Origin of the sequence: Paenibacillus kribbensis, from assembly GCF_001705305.1 — a bacterium.
Taxonomy (GTDB): domain Bacteria; phylum Bacillota; class Bacilli; order Paenibacillales; family Paenibacillaceae; genus Paenibacillus; species Paenibacillus kribbensis_B.
In genome coordinates this window covers 209,685-228,010 of record NZ_MCBP01000009.1, presented here as the reverse complement: position 1 = coordinate 228,010, position 18,326 = coordinate 209,685, and the positions used below count along the sequence as shown (strand labels likewise).

Annotated in this window: 16 protein-coding genes and 1 riboswitch; of the genes, 5 read left to right on the top strand and 11 right to left on the bottom strand. The window is 47.2% G+C overall.

The annotated features are described in order from the left end of the window. Positions 1–42: 42 nt before the first annotated feature. The 7 genes from BAZ21_RS17375 to isdC all read right to left on the bottom strand — a co-directional run bounded on the left by BAZ21_RS17375 (position 43) and on the right by isdC (position 9,007). On the bottom strand, positions 43–822 hold the full coding sequence (locus BAZ21_RS17375) for an ABC transporter ATP-binding protein (RefSeq protein WP_068503428.1): 780 nt from the start codon (positions 820–822) through the stop codon (positions 43–45). Continuing rightward, positions 812–1,795, bottom strand: coding sequence for a FecCD family ABC transporter permease (locus BAZ21_RS17370; RefSeq protein WP_068503424.1), 984 nt, complete (start codon positions 1,793–1,795; stop codon positions 812–814). Before BAZ21_RS17370 ends, BAZ21_RS17375 begins: the two co-directional genes overlap by 11 nt. 14 nt (positions 1,796–1,809) lie before the next feature. Next, positions 1,810–2,769, bottom strand: a complete 960-nt coding sequence (isdE, locus tag BAZ21_RS17365; RefSeq protein ID WP_068503421.1) for a heme ABC transporter substrate-binding protein IsdE — start codon at positions 2,767–2,769, stop codon at positions 1,810–1,812. 156 nt (positions 2,770–2,925) lie between these two features. Further along, entirely contained in the window at positions 2,926–7,296 is a 4,371-nt protein-coding gene (locus BAZ21_RS17360) for an NEAT domain-containing protein (RefSeq protein WP_068503550.1), read from the bottom strand. A gap of 97 nt (positions 7,297–7,393) precedes the next feature. Beyond that, positions 7,394–7,897 (bottom strand): NEAT domain-containing protein, encoded by a 504-nt coding sequence (locus BAZ21_RS17355; RefSeq protein WP_007432135.1) that lies wholly within the window; start codon positions 7,895–7,897, stop codon positions 7,394–7,396. Between the two features lie 56 nt (positions 7,898–7,953). Next, positions 7,954–8,421 carry an NEAT domain-containing protein gene (locus tag BAZ21_RS17350; RefSeq protein ID WP_068503418.1) on the bottom strand — a complete coding sequence of 156 codons (468 nt, stop codon included), beginning with the start codon at positions 8,419–8,421 and terminating at the stop codon, positions 7,954–7,956. 70 nt (positions 8,422–8,491) lie between these two features. Continuing rightward, positions 8,492–9,007: a heme uptake protein IsdC gene (gene isdC / locus BAZ21_RS17345; RefSeq protein ID WP_068503415.1), complete on the bottom strand. Its 516-nt coding sequence runs from the start codon at positions 9,005–9,007 to the stop codon at positions 8,492–8,494. 396 nt (positions 9,008–9,403) lie between these two features. On the opposite strand from isdC, the gene BAZ21_RS17340 reads away from it, so the two are divergent. Genes BAZ21_RS17340 through isdG form a run of 4 tightly spaced genes read left to right on the top strand, consistent with a single transcriptional unit; the run spans position 9,404 to position 12,527 of the window. Beyond that, positions 9,404–10,384: an ABC transporter substrate-binding protein gene (locus BAZ21_RS17340; protein WP_068503412.1), complete on the top strand. Its 981-nt coding sequence runs from the start codon at positions 9,404–9,406 to the stop codon at positions 10,382–10,384. Between the two features lie 3 nt (positions 10,385–10,387). Further along, positions 10,388–11,386, top strand: a complete 999-nt coding sequence (locus BAZ21_RS17335; RefSeq protein ID WP_068503409.1) for a FecCD family ABC transporter permease — start codon at positions 10,388–10,390, stop codon at positions 11,384–11,386. Then, positions 11,383–12,174, top strand: coding sequence for an ABC transporter ATP-binding protein (locus BAZ21_RS17330; RefSeq protein WP_068503406.1), 792 nt, complete (start codon positions 11,383–11,385; stop codon positions 12,172–12,174). Before BAZ21_RS17335 ends, BAZ21_RS17330 begins: the two co-directional genes overlap by 4 nt. 2 nt (positions 12,175–12,176) lie before the next feature. Beyond that, complete coding sequence (gene isdG / locus BAZ21_RS17325; protein WP_068503402.1) at positions 12,177–12,527, top strand: heme oxygenase; 351 nt, start codon at positions 12,177–12,179, stop codon at positions 12,525–12,527. A gap of 96 nt (positions 12,528–12,623) precedes the next feature. On the opposite strand, the gene BAZ21_RS17320 is transcribed toward isdG, so the two are convergent. From BAZ21_RS17320 to BAZ21_RS17310, 4 genes are all read right to left on the bottom strand, one after another. After that, the gene (locus BAZ21_RS17320; protein ID WP_068503401.1) at positions 12,624–13,634 is read right to left on the bottom strand and encodes an MBL fold metallo-hydrolase; all 1,011 of its coding nucleotides are present in this window, start codon (positions 13,632–13,634) and stop codon (positions 12,624–12,626) included. 235 nt (positions 13,635–13,869) lie between these two features. Beyond that, the gene (cydS, locus tag BAZ21_RS30250) at positions 13,870–13,980 is read right to left on the bottom strand and encodes a cytochrome bd oxidase small subunit CydS (protein ID WP_007432143.1); all 111 of its coding nucleotides are present in this window, start codon (positions 13,978–13,980) and stop codon (positions 13,870–13,872) included. 6 nt (positions 13,981–13,986) lie between these two features. Continuing rightward, complete coding sequence (locus BAZ21_RS17315; RefSeq protein ID WP_068503397.1) at positions 13,987–15,018, bottom strand: cytochrome d ubiquinol oxidase subunit II; 1,032 nt, start codon at positions 15,016–15,018, stop codon at positions 13,987–13,989. Continuing rightward, the gene (locus BAZ21_RS17310) at positions 15,015–16,361 is read right to left on the bottom strand and encodes a cytochrome ubiquinol oxidase subunit I (protein ID WP_068503392.1); all 1,347 of its coding nucleotides are present in this window, start codon (positions 16,359–16,361) and stop codon (positions 15,015–15,017) included. The genes BAZ21_RS17315 and BAZ21_RS17310 overlap by 4 nt, the downstream gene beginning before the upstream one ends. Before the next feature lie 449 nt (positions 16,362–16,810). Between BAZ21_RS17310 and BAZ21_RS17305 the strand changes: the two genes are divergently transcribed. Then, positions 16,811–17,944 carry a virulence factor gene (locus tag BAZ21_RS17305; RefSeq protein WP_068503388.1) on the top strand — a complete coding sequence of 378 codons (1,134 nt, stop codon included), beginning with the start codon at positions 16,811–16,813 and terminating at the stop codon, positions 17,942–17,944. A gap of 122 nt (positions 17,945–18,066) precedes the next feature. Beyond that, a riboswitch (Lysine riboswitch) is annotated at positions 18,067–18,269 on the top strand. Positions 18,270–18,326 lie beyond the last annotated feature (57 nt).

Genomic DNA, 18,326 nt, shown 5'->3' with positions numbered 1-18,326 from the left:
GTTATTCGGTTTCAACATTCATATTCCGTGTGTTTGTAAATATCAGGAAACACCGACACCAAGCGGAATGAGATACATTCCCGCCTCGTCGTCCTGTCTTACGGCTACCTCCACACCATAGACGGCTTGAATCAGTTCGGATGTAACAACCTTTGCGGGCGGACCGTTTGCTATGATACGTCCTTCCTTCATAGCGATCATCACGTCGCTATACCGAATAGCCTGATTAATATCATGCAGCACCATCACGATGGTCAGCCCGTGCTCCTGATTGAGCTGCCGGATAAGCTCCAAAATCTCAAGCTGGTAATACATATCCAGATAGGTGGTCGGCTCATCCAAAAATAAAATTGGCGTTCGCTGTGCCAAGGCCATCGCAATCCACACACGCTGTCGTTCCCCACCTGAAAGCTGATCCAGTGTACGTGCTCTGCGTTCCTCCAGGTTGGTACAGGCTATAGCCCATTCGACTGCTTCCTCGTCCTCGTCCCGGTTGGCTGTGAACATGTTCTTATGAGGCAGTCTTCCGAAGCTGACGAGCTTTTCTACCGTCAAGTCCGAGGGTGCCTCATTCTGCTGATGTACCACCGCCAATTGACGGGCCAGTTCCTTGGGCTTGTAGCGGGTAATTTCCTTCCCGTCCAAAATCACCTGCCCCAAGCGGGGAACCGCATTGTTGGACATCACACTGAGCAGCGTCGATTTGCCGCAGCCATTGGGGCCAATAATCGTGGTAATTCGTCCCGGCTCAATCACAGCATGGATGGCATGCAGACGATCCGTTTTGCGGTCGTATGAAAAGGTAATATCCTTAATGTCCATAAGTGCGATCCGCCTTTCTGATTAAAAATATCAGGAACGGTCCGCCAATGACAGCCATAATAATAGAAGCCGGAATTTCATTGGGCGCAAGCACCGTCCGCCCAAGCGTATCTGCCAGCAGCAGCAGCAAGCCGCCACACAAGGCGGAGAACGGAATTAGCCACTTGTGATCCGAACCCACCAAATAACGGGCACAATGCGGAACGAGCAGGCCGATAAAGGCGATAACTCCTGCGATGGCTGTAGCCGTTGCTGCCAGCAGCACGGCAATGACGGAAATCAAAAGTCGTGCGCGCGTCACATTGAATCCGAGGTTTTTAGCCGTTTTATCTTGAAGGGACAAGAAATTGCACCAGGAGAACACGAGCATGGCCAGAATCAAACCAATTCCGCCATAGGTCAGGATAACCTCGACATCAACCCATTTTTTCATGGACAGGGTCGAGGTCGTGACCTGATTAATGCTGGTGACCGCATAACTTCCCCGATAGTTAAACGATTGCCCTAAACCGGAAAAGATGGCGTTCACGGCGACCCCGATCAGGATCAGGCGTATCGGATGCAGTCCGGATTTCCAGGAAAATCCGTAGACCATCAAGCAGGCCAGCGCGCCACCGATAAAAGAGAAGAACGGCATCCAGAAATAAAGCATCGGAAAGATTGTCACTGCGATCAGCGAGATTAAAGCTGCTCCTGAAGAAATGCCGATCACTCCCGCATCAGCCAGCGGATTTTTCATGACAGCTTGCAGCAGGACACCCGCCACGGCAAGCGCTGCTCCGGCCATCACAGCCACGATAATTCTGGGTAATCTCAGATCCTTAACCACATTTACCTGCTCATCCGTGCCTGTCCATAACCCTGACACTAATTGACTCAAGCTGACCTTGAGGCTGCCCGTCATTGCCGAATACAGAATGACGCCGATGAGCAGGACAGTGACAATGATAATACTCCATACTTTCCTTGACATGTCATCAGCTTCCTTTAGTTCGAAGGGTACATCATCTTCATCAACTCATCCAGCGCCGAGCTGGCAGCCAGATTTCCTGTTGTGCCAAATAACGGCTCCGGCAGATCGTAGACGTGTCCATTTTTTACAGCTTTAAAATGCTTCCAGATGTCGTTGGTTTTGAATTCTTCGTCAAACATTTTGACCACCTCATCCGGCATTCCGTGCGCGGCGCGCAATATAATATCCGGATTAGACTGCTGCAAGGCTTCTGTATTGTGAGCAATATACTCCACCTTCTGATCTTGGACTACATTCGTCCCACCTGCAATTTTGACCAGGTCGCCAATATAGGAATGCTCGGTAGCCACCAGATAACTTCCCGGTACCCCCAGCAAAATCAGGACCTTAGGAGATTTCTTTCCTTGGATTTGCTGTTTAACCTCGGCTACTTTGGCATCCAAAGCTCCATTAATTTCTTTCGCCTTTGCAGCTTTATCAAATCGGTCACCCAGCTTTTGAATTTCCTTTTGCATATTCGCAAGACTTTCAAAATTCAAGAATTCAGCATTGATATTCAGGTCCTTAAACTTGGGCTCCAAATCATATTTAAGTGTCGTGACCGACAAAATATCTGTTGGCTTCAGCGACATCACCTTTTCCATGTCAGGACTCATCGGATTTCCCACATCAGGCACATCCTTGTATCGGTCAGGCAGCACCTTTGTACTTGTTGGCTTGCCAGCCAAATCCAAGCCTAGCGCATCCGTAATTTCCGTAATAGCTACCGTAGTCGCAACAATACGTGGCGTTTGCACTTTATCGTCTGACGGCTTTCCTGCCGCCTCTGACGTTACTGGCGATTTCGAACCAGCGCTACTGTTCTGTTCGGCCTCTGCTCCTCCCGAGCATCCGGCGAGCAATAAGATTACAATGCCGATCAAGATGTAAAAGCAGAATGATTTCCCTTGTGTAAAAGCTGTATAGCGTTTCATGAAAATTAAATCACCTCAATTCAAAATATAGAGCAGCATGAGCCCCAACTATTTTCGGGTATGTAAATGCTGACAAGTCTTGATGCCAGGCACCAAGACTTGCTTACATACAAATTATGCTGTTTAGTCGGGCTTGATTGATATCATAGCCTGGATTTACTTCGCTTTCAGGCTTGCTTCATCAAATTGGAACTGAACTGTGTACCAGTGATCATATGGCACACCGCCCAGAACCAAACCAGGCACAGCAACGTGGGTGTAGGCACTAATTTTCTGAGACAAGTCCCCTGCCTCGAATTGAACCACACGTGTATCACCGGATGTCGAGATCACTTCCACATCTTTCAGAGTGCCGTTTTGCTCCACTTGGAGAGCTGGCATCCAGGAGCTGTTATTCAAAGTAATTTGAATATAGCGCTTGTCTCCTTTTTCAATCAGTGTAGCTGGCTTGTCGAGATATCCTTCCATAACGGAAGCTTCACTCGTTTTGTCTTTAAATATGCTGTAGTTGATCGTGTATTGCTTCTCTGAAGCTGCAGGCTGAGCCGATTGCTCAACTACGGGCTTTTGTTCAGCTACAGGTGTGGATGTTTGTGCTGCTTTGTCCGTAGAGGCTGGTGCCGGTTCAGCGGCGGTTGTAGCTGTGGCTGCACTTATTCCCTCACCTTTAAGCGATGCACGGTCAAATTGAAGCTGTCCGCCGAATTTCTCATTAAAAATGTATTTCTCAGGCAGATATACCTGGGTATACACGCTCAGCTTTTGGTCCAAATCAGGTACTTCAAATGCGATCGTGTCTGTATCCCCTTTTGTGCTAGAACCAATAACCGCCGGATTTGCATAACGACCTTCAAAATCGGTTTGGAATAGTTTCAGAGCCTGTCTGTCCGTAATGGTCAGATGAGCCAGAACCTTGCCGTCCTTCACGATCAGCTTCGCCAGAGGCTTTACAAAAGGAGCTACAATGGAGTCCTTCTCCGTACCGTTCGCCAGAAGACGGAAATCCGCTGTATACTCTCCGTCAGGCAGGTTGTTTTTCCCTTTTTCTGCTTCAGCCGACTTCTTGTCGTTGTAATAAGTTACATTACTGGTATCGAATTTAAATTCAAAGTCGTATACCTTTTCTACACGATCCTCTGCCTTGAAGACCATCGGAGCAGCACTTGCCACTTTAGGGGCCTCATAAACAACCAGTTGGCCTTTTACATTGTTCTTAAAGTCATTTACACTAAAACGAATGTGCTTCGTATTGCTTGTTGCATCTTCCTGGGTCACTTCTGCGTCTCGGTAGTTCCCGCTTGCGTTATCCCATATGCGCAATGCCTTCACTTCATTACTGTTTTGCAGCTTCAGACCTACAAACCGTTTGTCGCCTTCCACGACCAATTGCGCCGGTTCGTCAGTGATGAAGCGTAGAGCTGGTGAATTCGGTGCTGTTGAGCCATCTGGTAAAACGATGCTGAATTTCAAAGCATATTTACCATTAACAAGCTTGTCAAAATCCAACTTCACTGTAGGATCTGCTGTTCCCGAAGAGGACGGTTCAACAAAACTACGTATGGTAGCAGGCTCGAATTGAAATTGCACATCATATACGTGGTCGTACAGGATGCCACCTAATTCTAATCCAGGTACGATGACATGTGTATTCACTGTCACTTTATCCGACAGATTAGGCACTTCAAATTGTACTGTTCTTGTATCTGCGGAAGTCGATTGATCAACCACCTGAGCCTCTGCACCATTTACTTTAAACGTTTTAATCCAGCTGCTCCTGTCCATTTTGACCTGAATCACATTTTTACCGGACTGTCTTAACAGCGTGGCTGGTTTCTGCATATAGCCATCCATAATAGATATTTCATTGGTTCCGTTTTTGAGTACAGAAAAATCAATGCTGTATCTGCCGTTTTCATTCACAGGAGTTGTACCGCCATCTGTTCCTTTTGCCGTGATGCTGCTGCGGTCAAATTGAAGGCGGATCTTATGATCCATTTCGTAAACCGATCCGTTAAAACTGGTACTTACATGAACCTGTGCATTCAGAATAGCGTCCAAATCCGCTACTTTGAATTTTACGACACGTGTATCAGCTTTCTTGTCTTCACTTACAATATCGGCATCCGTCAGTATTCCGTTTTGTTCCGTTTTGAATTCTGTCACCGTTGCGCTGTCCTTGACGGTAAAGGAAACTTCATACTTGCCTTTAGATACCGTCAATGTAGCCGGAGACAACAAATATTGCGCCATGGCCGATGGTTGATCTTTGGTTGCATGCAGCGCATTGAACTTGATTGAATACGTTCCATCGGCTAAACCCTTCCCAGGTGTACCAGGCGTCCCTGGATCAACCGGGGTTGGAGTTTTTGCAATGCTGCTCTTGTCGAATTGAAGACGAAGCTTATGATCCATCTCATAAACCCCACCCGGGTAGGTCGTGCTTACATGTACTTGTGCATTTAGAATAGCATCCAAATCCGCTACCTTAAATTTCACCACACGGGTATTGGCTGTCTTATCCTCACTTACAATATCCGTATCTTTCAACGTTCCGTTTTGTTCTGTTTTAAACTCCGTCACCGTACTGCTGTCTTTAATGGTGAAAGAAACTTCTTTTTGCCCTTTGGATACCGTCAGGGTTGCCGGAGACAACAGATATTGTGCCATTGCCGATGGCTGATCTTTGGTTGCGTGCAGCGTGTTAAAGTTAATCGAATACGTTCCATCCGCCAAATCCGCTGGTGCGGGTACAGAAGCGAGCTGAAGATCTACATTATAAGTATTCACGTAGTTTAACTCAGGCCAGTTGATGCTTACCCATGCGTTCAGCTTGGCAGGTACTTCTTTCACTTCAAATTCGATCACTCGTGTATTCGCAGTTTGATCTTCACTTACTGTGACTACATTGGATAACACTCCGTTTTGCTCTACCTTAAATCCATCAATTTGCTTGCTATTTTTCAAGGTAAAACGAACATACTTCTTCCCATCACGTTCAATCAAAACGCCTGGTTTCTCTGTATAGCCATCCATTACAGACTTTTCATTCGTTCCATCCTTCAAAAAGGTGAAGTCCAAATTGGAGCCTGTTTCTGGAGAGGTACCATTTTCAGTAATACTGCTCTTATCAAATTGAAGACGAAGCTTATGATCCATTTCATAAACTCCACCTGGATAGGTCGTGCTTACATGCACCTGCGCGTTCAGAATAGCATCCAAATCCGCTACCTTAAATTTCACCACACGGGTATTGGCTGTCTTGTCCTCACTTACAATATCAGCATCAGTTAGCGCTCCGTTTTGTTCTGTTTTGAACTCCGTCACCGTACTGCTGTCTTTGATGGTAAAAGAAACTTCTTTTTGCCCTTTGGATACCGTCAGGGTTGCCGGAGACAACAGATATTGTGCCATGGCCGATGGCTGATCTTTGGTTGCGTGCAGCGTATTAAATTTAATGGAATACGTTCCATCTGCCAAATCTGCTGGCGCGGGTACAGAAGCGAGCTGAAGATCTACATTATAAGTATTCACGTAGTTTAACTCAGGCCAGTTGATGCTTACCCATGCGTTCAGCTTGGCAGGTACTTCTTTCACTTCAAATTCGATCACTCGTGTATTCGCAGTTTGGTCTTCACTTACTGTGGCTACATTGGATAACACTCCGTTTTGTTCTACCTTGAAGCCATCAATCTGCTTGCTATTTTTCAATGTGAATTGGACATACTTTTTACCACCACGTTCGATTAAAGAGCCTGGTTTTACCGTATATCCATCCATCACCGACACTTCATCCGTGTTATCCTTCAAAATAGCGAAGCTCAACTCTCCTGGTTTAATTGGAGTCCCTGGTTCTGGAGCAGGTGGAGTAACCACGTCTTGCTTCACTTTTATAGTCGAAGGATCAAACTCAATAACGTTACCATTGACTGGATCAATGTAATCGTCCGGTTGACCCTTTTGATAATCAATTTCAACTTTTTTGTCCCATTGATATACATCAAAGGTTACCGTCTGAGTATAGCTGCTTTCTGAAACCTGAACCTTGTCTGCAATGTGAACAGGGATCGAATTTCCATCCACTTTGACATTAAAATAACTGAAGGCATATGAGCTATTCAAGCTTTTTAAAGAAACGTGATAAGTTGCTTCTCCGACCGTTGTTCCCTGTTCAACTGTAAAGGTAGCCGGATTTTCAAATTCTCCGCTCTCACTTGAGGGCTGGTTGTCTCTTTTCATTGCGTAATTAATCGTATAAATATTTGTATCTGGAGCAACGCTTGCTGTTTGGGATTCAGCAACAAACGCTTGTGGCTCTGGATTTGCAGGTACAGTCCATTCTGCCGGGATCTCTTCCACTGGCTCTGTCGAATATACATCTTCGGTAACAGCTGTACTGGAAGAATCACCTTCTACAGTCTGACTTGTTCCGTCAAATGCATATGCTGCTGGAGCAGATGGAAGCACAAGTGAGAACAACATCACCAATGCGGCAAACAGCATTACATATTTTTTAAATTGCCTTTTCAATTGCATTAATCCCCCTACTAAAAATATACTGATTTGAAGCTTTGAGACTCCAAATCAGTATAAATAATATGTTTAAGTTTATGAATCAGAACTTGTCTTATTTCTTGACAGTACTTTCTTTGAATCCAAATTGAACGACATAATCGTGATCATATGGAACTCCACCTGTGTATTCTGCAGGCACACTTACATGCAACTTAACATTCAATTTTTGCGACAAATCACTTACTGGGAACTCCACCACTCTTGTGTCTCCAGATGTGCTGATTACAGTTGCGTTGACATATTGCCCGTTTTGTTGTGTCTTAAACTCAGTGACCCAAGCGCTTTTAGTAATTGTTACTCTTGCCTTGTATTGACCATTAGTAACGATCAACGTAGCTGGTTTGGCGACATAACCGTTCGAGTCCATGTAAGAAGTTTCATTGGTGCCATCTTTGTACACGGTATAATCAATAGTGTACTTGCCATTAGCCAAAGCCGCATTCGCTTGATTAGCAGAAAATGGAGCTAGTACCACAAAAACAAGCGCAGCCATCAATACAGTGAGCATTACTTTTTTCAAAGACAATTTCTCCATACGGTTCATAATCATGTTCATATCTAAATCTCCTTTTCTTTATTTTAGTTTTTGAAAAACTTGAACTTCATTTTCCCTTAAATACCTGCGAATTGCAGCTGTACATCGTACTTGCCTGTATAGCCGATTACCGGAATTGAGATTTCAGCATAAGCATTCACTTTGGCATTCAGATCAGCAACCTCGAACTCAACAACACGAGTGTTGCTGGCAGAATCCGTGCTTACAACAGTGGCATCTTTTAATTGACCGTTTTGCTCTACCTTGAACGCCGTGATCAGGTTGCTGCTTTTCACAGTCAGACGAACGACATTTTTGCCATTAGCTACAATGACCTGAGCTGGCTTCGCCAGGTAGCTGTCCAATCGGGACGTTTCATTCGTTTGATCCTTCAAAACGGTATAGTTTACGGTGTATGTGCCGTCTGCTGCCGCCGCTTTAGCTGAGAGTGGAGCAACGAGTGCAAAAACAAGTGCTGTCATGATCAATGCCACAAAAACCTTCTTCAAAGAAAATTGATCAAAACGACTCATTACCATATTCATATCTACACACACTCCTCAATGGTTTATGATTGAATTTATGTTGATTTTATGAACGATAAAGATGTTTGAATTACTTTTTGGAAGATTTGGATGATTTCGCAGACTGAACGGCTGCCACTTTTTTGATACTTTTAGAATCAAACGCGAAACGGATCGTATAGTCATGATCGTAATTATACGCAGGAACAGTAACATGAATTTTAGAGATCAGCGTGCTGTTCACACTTGCAATTGGAAATTGTACAGTTCGGGTATCGGTTTTGGCATCCTTTTGGATGACCTTGGTATCAATGATTTTGCCTTTGTAATCTACTTTAAACCCGGTTGTCCATTCGCTATGATTCAGCTTAATTTGCATGGTCATTTGACCTTTTTTCACATACAATTTAGCTGGCTTTTCAAAATAATCATTAGCCATGGATACCGAATCATTTTCTGCCTTGAGAATATTGTATTTGAGCGTGTATGTACCATCCGCCAATTTTGGAGAAGCCGCAGCGGCTCCTACAGATGACGAAGTTGGCCAAAAGCCCAGCACACTCACCAGCAGAAACACAGCAATAATTGCAGAAAACCCCTTCTTCATTTTGACAGCAGTCCCTCCCCACGAGAATATAACTAATTGATTATCATTCTCAATTGATAATTGAAAAAAATAGCTCTTATTGAGCTTTTCCCCCCACCTCTCTATTCCAAGAATTCGCAAAACCAAGTGAACCCATCATCAATATATCTCACACTTTTCGAAAATGTCAATATATATTTACGTGTATATAATCCCTTGATATATGCTATTTTTTAAGAAAAATTTGTATCATCTTCCTCTATAACATGAGCAAACCTCTCCTCATTTTCAATTCAAAATTATTTAAAATTTTGATTTTTTCGATTGACAATCCCCATTGATATTCATTATCATTTTCTTATGTTTAAATGAAAATGATTATCATTATTGTTCAACTCGAAATGCAGGAGGAATAACATGAAATCTTATGTGTTGTGGTCATCCGCAGCGCTTTTATTGGCTGTCACCGGATGCAGTAGTGGCACTCCGACCGCAGATCATCAACCAACCAGTGCATCTGTATCTGCCACTTCAGGCTGGGCAAGCAATGCGACGATTCAGGTTACTGATTTTTCCAAGCGAACGTTGGCGTTCCAGGGTGTACCTCAACACATCGTGGCGCTAAGCAACGGCGATCTGGACATTATATATGCTCTGGGCGGGACTGCTGTCGGCAGGCCCAACTCGAATGGACCTTCCGTCGTCCCAGCCGCAGAGAACGTTCAGCAGGTAGGCTCCACTCACGAGGTCGATCTGGAGAAAATTACGATGCTCAAACCGGATGTTGTACTGGGCAATTACCCTATGAATGAAAAGGACATTCCGGCCATTGAAGGAGTCGGTTCACAGCTGCTGCTGACTGGAGCCAACTCCGTCCAAGATATTCAATCGCAAATTACACTATTCGGACAATTACTGCAAAAGCAGGCTCAGGCCAAGAAGCTCAATGAGCAAATTGATCAACAGGTAGTCAAGCTGCAAAAGGAAACAGCCTCCAGCGCCAAACCGAAGGTGCTGCTGGTCTACGGGGCCCCGGCCACGTATATGGCGGCATTGCCGAATTCACTGGGCGGTAACATGCTGGAGCTTGCAGGCGGCTCCAACATTGCTGCTGATTTTCCGGGCCTGCAAAATTTTCCGCAATATGCACAGCTGAACACAGAGCGCATCATACAGGCTGACCCTGATTACATCTTCATCATGACCCATGGCAATACGGACGAAGTCAAAGCGGCATTTTTAAAGGAAATGCAGGAAAATGCAGCCTGGAACGGAATTCGGGCGGTCAAAAATAATCAGGTCGAGGTGCTGCCTTCAGATCTGTTCGGAACAAATCCGGGCTCACGGGTGACAAAGGCGCTGGATTTGATGCACGACAAGCTGTATCCGGCGAAATAGGCGATGAACAAAGCACAGCGTGCCAGAAGACGCACAATCGCCTGGATCACCCTTCCTATTCTACTGCTGGCCGTGTCTGTGTACGGTCTGGCCTACGGTTCGGTGTCGATCCCGCTCCAAGAAATCAATCGGGTTTTGCTACATAACGATAACTCTGTATATCGCACGATCCTGATGGATCTACGGCTACCCAGAGTACTCGTGGGCTTGCTTGTAGGAGCTTGTCTCGCAGCATCCGGAGCACTTCTTCAAGGGGTCATGAAAAATCCACTAGCCGACCCTGGCGTTATTGGTGTATCGGCCGGGGGTGGACTCGCTGCCGTCATCACGATGGTCATGCTTCCACAGCTTAGCTACCTTCTTCCGGTAACGGCTTTTTTAGGAGCCTTCCTGAGCGCGCTTGTCATTTACCTGCTGGCATGGGACCGAGGGGCTTCCCCAGTCAAAATTGTACTGGCTGGTGTGGCAATCAACGCGCTGATCGGTGCACTCACCAACGGCGTGATGGTCATGTACAGCGACCGCGTCCAGGCCGTTCTCCCTTGGCTATCCGGCGGATTAAACGGGCGAAGCTGGCATCACCTGGAGTTCATGGCACCTTACGCCATCCTTGGCTTAATCGCCTCTCTGTTTGCGATCAAGCCCGCCAATTTGCTGTTGCTGGGCGACGACTCAGCACAGCTGCTAGGCCAGCGGGTAGAGCTTCAACGTTTGCTGATTATCCTGCTCTCCGCCCTGCTTGCCGGTACGGCAGTCAGTGTGGCCGGGCTGATCGGTTTCGTAGGACTGGTCGTTCCCCATGTCGTACGGCTGCTCCTTGGGGAGGATTATCGTTTCCTACTCCCCCTTTCCATACTGGGCGGTGGGACACTGGTTGTCCTGGCGGATACGGTGGCACGCTCCTGGTTTGATCCGATTGAGCTGCCTGTAGGTATTTTGCTGGCCGCCATCGGGGCGCCGTTCTTCTTAATCCTGCTCAAGAAACGGGGGAATATCGGATGACAGCCATTCAGGGGGAGCATCTCTCCTTACAGCGCGGATATTTCCAGCTGGACGATGTCAACATCACCTTGCCCTCCGGGCAGCTCACCGCAATTGTCGGCCCCAACGGCTCAGGCAAATCTACACTTCTGCGCATTATAACCCGGCTGCTCAAGCAGGATCAGGGGCAGGTTTCCGTACTGGGCAAGAAAGTAGAGGACTACGCACGGCGCGATTTTGCCCAGACCCTTACGATGCTGCCGCAAATGAAGGATATGCTGCCATTATTAACGGTTCGTGAGCTGGTCGCTTACGGAAGATCTCCTCATGCCAAAGGCTTGAGAATACGCCATACCGGACAGGACCAGCTTATCGTAGATAAGGTTATGGAAATCACGGGCATCAAGCCCTATGCGGATCGGATGTTCCATACTCTATCGGGAGGTGAACAACAAAAAGCGCGAATTGCAATGGCTTTGGCCCAACAAACAGGTATTCTTTTGCTCGATGAACCGACCACTTTTCTGGATATCGCCCACCAATTTGAGGTTATGGATATGCTGCGGCGTATCAATCACGAGTCCGGCTTGACGATTGTTATGGTACTGCATGATTTGCAGCAAGCTGCGGCCTATTGTCATCATATGATTGCGCTTAAAAGAGGACGAATTGCCGTTGCTGGCGAACCCCGTCAGATTTTGACGTCTGCTTTTCTTCGCGACATTTATGAAATGAACGCTACGATCAAATTCGAGGCTGGCTATCCGGTCATTATACCGACCATACCACATCATTTAGGAGGAATTTAAATATGGTTATTGTTACAAATACGTCTAAAATCACGCCGGGCAATGCCCATCTGCTCATCGAACGATTCAACAAAGAAGGAAAAGTAGAAAAAATGGAAGGTTTCCTCGGTCTGGAAGTACTGTTGACTGAAAATACAGAGGATTATGAGGAAGTAACGATCAGCACACGCTGGAAGGATAAAGAGAACTTCCAAGGCTGGACCAAAAGTGAAGCGTTCCGCGAATCTCATAGCCACCGCCAAATTCCGGACTATATTATTGAAAATAAAATCACGTTTTATGAAGTTAAAATCGTTCGGCACCCTATCGCCAACAACGATTCGTCTTTGGCAAGCGATACCAAAGCCGTTTAATCCTGAAACACAGCCTCACAACAAAAAAAGCGGCTCCGCAGACAACATCCTTTGTCCGCAGAGCCGCTTTTTTCGATGAGTATTTTACCTAACTCCTCAGATGGTTGTCGAGCACCGGCGCCTAATTTTCAGCGTCTCTCCGTGCCCCAACACATGGATACGCTCCCTCGCGATACCCAAACGCTCACGCTCGGCTTCGAGACGATCCAGCGCCTCTCTCGGCGTATCATCCGCCAGCTTAAAGGCTCCATAATGCATCGGGATCATCTGATCCGCGCCGCAATCCACAAAGCCCTGCAATGCCTCCTCCGGTGTCACGTGCTGCGAGGTCATGAACCATTCCGGTTCATACGCACCAATCGGCATAAAGGTCAGGTCAATGGAAAAACGCTCGCCAATCTCCTTAAAACCACGAAAATACCCGGTATCTCCCACAAAATACAACGTTGGTACATCCGCCGAATCTGAGTCTGCATGAGAATCCGAGTCGGCAACGGACGTGGCAGAGCCGATCACCTGCTGCTCACTTTGCAGTACGTACCCACCCCAATGTGAGGTGTTGGTATCAAACGGCGTACGCCGTGTCCAGTGCTGTGCCGGAACAAATGTAATCCGCACCCCGCCTACCGTAAAATGCTCCCACCATTGCAGCTCATGGCAATTGCGAAAGCCTTTGCGGAGCATTTTCGACTTTAGTCCCGAAGGTACAATCATAAGCGTGTCTGCACGATATAATTTGCGCAACGATTGTATATGTAAGTGGTCATAATGCGAATGGGACAGCAGAATGATGTCCAACGGCGGCACATCCTGAATGCGAATGCCGGGCGGAGCCAGCCTTTTGTCCAATGCCATACGCTCGGCCCATACCGGATCGGTGATGATATTCAGCCCAAGGTATTGGATGAAAAAGGTGGAATGGCCTACCCAGGTTGCTGTCGTCATGTCCCGATTACTGTGCAAAAACTCCAGCTCCGGGGGATGGTTTGGAACAACAAACGTATAATCCTTTGTTTTGCTGCGTCGTTCCTGCCGCCATTGTCTGAATTGCTTGATGGTTTTATCCGTATTGACATGATCCATATTGTTAAAACGAACTTTGGGCATGATGTAGTTTCCTCCCTGACGAACCCGTTCTCCCAAGTGATCCAAAGGGTTGCATTCATCTATATATTTTATACGTGAGTATGAAAACCAAATGATACTACATGCTGATATATGTAAAGTATAATTCAATCCCCAATCTAAAGGAAATCTGTAAAGGAAATTCTACAGCATATATCAAGGGACATCTAAGGGACCCTCCTCATGATCAGGAAGGCCCCCGTTTCCAATGCCGCTGTTAGTCCTGCGGATTTTTAAAGCGTGCCGAGTATATAAAAAGAAACACAATCGCCACGACAATAATGATAGGCGACTCGTACATAATCGTAAAATGCTCGAAAGCAGCCACTCTAACTCATCCTTTCTTCCCAGCTTGTCCTCGCACATATTTTGCATCGAACAGGAACAGTCTCAATATCAAAATCAGCGAAGGGATCAATACCAGCAGACCGGCACTAAACGCCGTAATCAAGGCATACGCCATCGCAGAGTTCGTAAAGCTGTCATGCACATTAATGTAGGGGTACAAAACATATGGAAGATGCGAGCGACCATAGCCATACCAGGCAAATGCAAATTGCAGCATCACCAGGATGAATGAGGTACCCAAATATCGCCGTTGCCATACCAGATAAACAGCTCCCACAAAGCATATGAAGGATGCGACAAACATCCAGGCCATGCTCAGCATATTGGCAAAATGGTCCGGATTTTGCTTGTTGATCTGCAAAAATGCGAACAAACTCGCCATAATTGTAGGAGCACTCCAGAACAGTGCGTATCCCCGTACGATTTCGAAGGCGATCTTGTCTCCCGCTCTTTTGGCATAAAAGGACAAAAACATCGCCGATATATACAGCACACTCACCAGCGCGAGAATAATAACAGCCCACGTATAGGGGTTGCTTAATAGCTGGCCCCATTGCAGATGAACACCTGTGCTGTTTTCCACAATAATGCCGCCTTCCGAAATGGCGAGAACCGTGGATAATGCCGCCGGAATCAGCAGCCCTGTCGCACCGTACAACGCCATGTAGACGATATTATTGGTACCGGAATGCCCATACGTATTGTACGCATAATACACTCCCCGAATCGCGAGAAGCACAATCGCAATACTGCCGGGAACAAGTAGCGCCGTCCCATAGTAATAAGCCGCATCCGGGAAAAACCCGTTCAATCCCACCACGAAAAAGATGAGAAATACATTCGTTACCTCCCACACCGGGGATAGATAGCGTTGAATGATATTGTGGATTTTGTTCTGGTGACCTGTCAACACACTGTAAAAGCTGAAAAAGCCTGCACCAAAATCAATGGATGCCACAATCAAATAACCGAACAGGAAGGTCCACAAAATGGCAATACCGACAATTTCATAGCTCACTTGCTTTCAGCCCCTTCCAGGCCCAATTGTTTCATCTCTTCTACCGCATCCTTATTACGGAATAGCTTGCTGAGTACCTTAATGGCCGAGAAGCACAACACCAGATACAAAATTACAAATAGCACCAGCATCCATCCGACACTGGTAGAGGTGGTTGCTGCCTCGGACACCTTCATGTATCCGCGTAAAATCCACGGCTGTCTGCCAACCTCGGCAAACATCCAACCCAGTTCAATGGCTACCATAGCCAACGGACCGACCAAAATAAGCGCCAGCAGCAGCCATCTGGGGTATGGTTTGCGACCTGGCAAACGCCCCCGGATCAGATATAGCAACGGAATGACCAAAATCAGCACCCCGGTGGTGATTTTGAGGTCAAACATATAGTGGATAGAGAGCGGCGGACGCTCATCTACGGGATAATCATTTAATCCCTTGACCTCCGTACTGGGCAAATTCCCGGCCAGCACACTAAGTGCATAAGGCACTTTCAGGGCATACTTGATTTCGCCGTTCTTATCCATGTAGCCGCCATATACAAAGGGAGCGTGCGTCATCGTATCAAAATGCCATTCGGCGGCAGCCAGCTTCTCCGGCTGATATTTGGCTAAAAATTTACCAGACGCGTCTCCGATCATTACTGTACTAATGGCAAACACAATGGTGCAGGTAGCCGTCAGCTTCAGCGCTTTTTTGAAATACGAGTGATTACGCCCCCGCAGCATACTGTAAGCAGCCAGTCCCATCAACACCCCGGCGCTTAATGTATATGACGAAGCCAGTACATGTGAAACCTTGGTCGGCGTGGCCGGATTTAGCATGGCCTGAATGGGATGAATATCTGTCATGACTCCATTTTTGAGTGTAAAGCCTTGAGGCTGGTTCATGAACGAGTTCACAGTCGTAATAAAAACCGCTGATGCAGATGAGGCAATCGCTACCGGGATAAGCAGCATCAGGTGAAAATATTTGCTTTTAAACCGATCCCAGGTATACAAGTAGATACCCAAAAATATAGCTTCGATAAAGAAAGCAAACGTCTCCAAAAATAAAGGCAACGCAATCGCTTGTCCAGCCACCCGCATAAAGGTAGGCCAAAGCAGGCTGAGCTGCAGACCAATCGCGGTGCCTGTAACGACACCTACGGCAACTGTAATGACAAACCCCCGCGCCCACCGTCGGGCCAACAAAGTATAATGCGGATCACCGGTTCGCAGCCCGCGCCATTCTGCAAGTGCAATCATTAAGGGTACGCCAACACCGATGGATGCAAATACAATATGAACAAACAGGGTAATTCCGGTCAGCATCCGGCTTAGCAATACAGGGTCCAGTGAAGACAAATGGGTTTCACTCCTTCATTTCACATTTTAAAAATAGGAAAACCATCGTAAATCGCTCTTGATTACCAGCTAAGGAGTCAAGCGAGCTATGCTTTTAATTACGGCGTACAGCATAATAGCCGCAATCACAATACATACAATAATGAGCGTTCTTTCCTGCTTGCGGAACATCCGAACGCCTCCTCCACTTATCTTTTGGCGTATTTTGGTAACCTATTCTCAGTTTGGTTCACTCAGCCGATTTTTAACCCTGCTTTGGTGCTGAATGTTTATCAGAAAATATTTTCTCCATGCTTACAAGACAAGGCATGTTTATACGATTAATGTGAGATATGTCATTGCATTTTCCTCAAGATTACAAACTATCTCTTTGGAGACATCCATAGAATGAGGTACAATACAGATAAGCTATATATGGAGAACTTTTGAACAGGAGGCTGTACCGAGCTATGAAGATCACATCTATCGAGCCGACTCCCAGTCCGAACACCATGATGCTGCATCTGGATGAACGACTGGAAGCAGGTATTCGCAGAACATATACACGGGACAATGAGCGTTCCGCCCCCCCATTCATCCGGCGCATGCTGGCCATTGAAGGGGTCAAAAGCGTGTTTCATACGACAGATTTTGTCGCCCTTGACCGCAAAGGAAATGCAGATTGGTCTACCATTCTGGGTCAAGTCCGGGATCAGTTGGGCGAGGAAGGCGCTGACGCCAACTGGGATTTGCCGGAGGAGACCTCGGGGGAAGCGTTTGGCGAAGCACAAGTCTTTGTGCAATTTTTCCGCGGCCTTCCGATGCAAATTCGGGTTAAGGCGGGACAGAAGGAGGAACGGATTTCCTTGTCCGACCGCTTTGTGCAAGCCGTTACACGTGTAGCGAGTGCTACGCTGATCAAGGAGCGCAAGCTCAGTGATTACGGCGTTCGTTACGGTGAGCTGCCGGATATTGCGCGTGAGGTCGAGCAGGAGCTGGAAGCCGCTTTTCCGCAGGAACGGCTGGAGCAGATTATCCAGCAGGCGATTGCCCACGGCGCGAACAACAGCGAATTCGTGGAGGAGCGCCGCGAATGGAGCGATGCCGAGCTGGAGCAGGCCCTGCAGCACGAGGATTGGCGCACACGCTACGCCGCGCTGGATCGGCTGGAGCCGACACCCGAGCATTTGCCGCTTATCCGGCAAGCGCTGCATGACGACAAAATGCAGCTGCGGCGGCTGGGTGTCGTCTATCTGGGCGATATCCGCTCACCGGAGGCGATGGAGCTGCTGGCCGAGGCGCTGCGCGATCCTTCCGCCGCGGTACGCCGCACCGCAGGCGACACACTGTCGGACATCGGTGATCCGGTCGCTACCGGTGCGATGATTGGAGCACTGTCGGATAGCAGCAAGCTGGTTCGCTGGCGGGCGGCCCGTTTTTTATACGAGGTCGGGACCGAGGAGGCGCGTGACGCGCTGGAGAAGGCTGTCGATGACCCCGAATTCGAGGTCAGTCTGCAGGCTAAAATGGCGCTGGAGCGCATCGAGTCAGGCGAGCAAGCCGCAGGCACCGTGTGGCAGCAGATGGCCAAGCGCAATTCTTGATTTTATACTTTACAGCGGCAAATTCAAAAAATTGTCGATTGTCAGAAGATGTACAGGTACGATATACTGTAGTTCGCTATACAATAAAATATCATGTCATACACCTCATCAACCCTGTTTTATGATGAGGTAGAGGTCGCGGATGTAATCAGTACACCGGAGGAGACGCCAAGAGCCGTCTGTGATTCCAGTGGAAAGGTACACCCGCCGAAGTATGCGGAGCTGACTCTTTGTAAATACTCCGGATGCTGGGGCTGCTGACCGAAAGGAGCAGAACTGTCACGCGATGTCCTGACACAGACACGTGTGTTGAGCTATCTTGTTATAGAAGAAGGTATGGTGCGGAATGCATAGACAGGACCGCAGGCGTATTCCCTGCGGT